This is a genomic window from Mesorhizobium sp. M1E.F.Ca.ET.041.01.1.1 (assembly GCF_003997355.1).
Lineage (GTDB): Bacteria > Pseudomonadota > Alphaproteobacteria > Rhizobiales > Rhizobiaceae > Mesorhizobium.
Genome location: NZ_RZSL01000916.1, coordinates 1 through 1,673, shown reverse-complemented (window position 1 = coordinate 1,673; position 1,673 = coordinate 1). Strand labels below are relative to the sequence as shown.

Annotated in this window: 1 protein-coding gene and 1 pseudogene; one reads left to right on the top strand and one right to left on the bottom strand. The window is 66.3% G+C overall.

The features are described 5' to 3' along the window. Window positions 1-1,139 (top strand): DEAD/DEAH box helicase (locus tag EOA38_RS35860; RefSeq protein ID WP_145966262.1); only part of this gene is annotated, 1,139 nt, incomplete at its 5' end. A 64-nt stretch (window positions 1,140-1,203) separates the two neighbouring features. On the opposite strand, the pseudogene EOA38_RS35855 reads toward EOA38_RS35860, so the two are convergent. Next, window positions 1,204-1,673: pseudogene (locus tag EOA38_RS35855) on the bottom strand (alpha/beta hydrolase); the annotation flags it as partial.

Sequence of the window (1,673 nt, the reverse complement as noted above, 5' to 3'; positions counted from 1 at the left end):
GACAGCTCGCCAAGGGCGCGCATATCTCGACCGCGCTCGTGCTCGGCGGCGTCTCCCGCTACAGCCAGGTGAAAAAGGTGGCGCCCGGCGTCGATATCCTCATCGCCACGCCCGGCCGGCTGACCGACCTCGTGCGCGAGGGCGACCTCATCCTTGCCGACACCAAATGGCTGGTGCTCGACGAGGGCGACCGCATGCTCGACATGGGCTTCATCAACGACGTCAAGCGCATCGCCAAGGCGACCGCGCCCGACCGCCAGACCGCGCTGTTCTCTGCGACGCTGCCGAACGAAATCGCCGAACTCGCCAAGGGCCTGCTGAAGGACCCGGTTCGTATCGAGGTCGCGCCGCAGAGCACGACCGCGGCCGAGATCGTGCAGAGCGTGGTGCTGGCCCGCACCAAGCAGAAGCGCCAGGTGCTGTCCAAGATGCTGGCCGACGAGGCGATGCGCTCGGTGATCGTGTTCTCGCGCACCAAGCATGGCGCCGACCGCGTCACCAAGGACCTCGCCCGCGACGGCTTCAACGCCGCCGTCATCCACGGCAACAAGTCGCAGAACGCGCGCCAGAAGGCGCTCAACGATTTCCGCGACGGATCGGTGCGCATCCTGGTGGCGACCGACATCGCCGCTCGCGGCATCGACGTGCCCGGCATCAGCCATGTCGTGAACTTCGACCTGCCGGACGAAGCGGAAAGCTATGTCCACCGCATCGGCCGCACTGGCCGCAACGGCCGCGACGGCATCGCGATCACGCTTTGCGATCCGTCGGAGAACGGCAAGCTGAGGCAGGTGGAGCGCATCATCCGCATGCGGCTGCCGGTGATCGCCGATCATCTTGGCAGCCCTGATCCGCAGCGCGATCCGAAGGAAAAGACCGAGCGCCATTTCGAGCCGGCCAACGATCGGGAGCATCACGGCGGCCGCCGCGATGGCCGTCGCCCCGGCAGCGGCAACAATGGCAAGAAGCGCTTCGGCGGCCAGCCCAGCGGCGAGCGGCAATTCGCGCCGAAGCCGCAAGGCGAACGTCCGGCAGGCGCGAAGCCGAATGGCGAGCGCAAGCCTGATGGCTTCAAGCGCTTCAAGGGCAACAACAAGCGTCGCTTCGGTGGCAAGCGGCCGGCGAACCGCGCGGCTTAAGTCTCTACCGCGGCTCGAAAAGAAATAAGAAACGGCCGGAGCAGCGCTTCGGCCGTTTCTCGTTTCACAGGCTTGATTGCTGCACGAGCGCCTTCACCCAGACCACGATACGCTCGGTGAGAAAGGCCGTGGTCTGCGGTGACAGCGCATCGCCCGCAATGACGTGGTTGTCCGGGTCGCCGGTATCGTCGACCGGCACCAGTTCGTGCGGGCCACCCCAGCGGCCGGCGATCTCGCGCGTGCGGTCCGGCCGCACCACCTTGTCGGCATCCGAGAAGATGAACAGGGCAGGGATGGTTGCCTTCTCGACCGGCGCGCCATAGGCGAGATCGGTGAGCGCGGCCATCGGCAGCGTCGCCGCCATCGGATATTTGGTGGTCCAGAATTTTTCGTGCAGCGGGTTGCGCGGCGGAAAGCTGCGCTCCTTGCCGCCGAGGATCTCGGCGATCTGTTTACCCCAAGGCATGGTCAGGAGTTCGGCGCCGGACGCCTTGACGCCGAAATTCGGCGAGATGAACGCGATCGCCGCGACGC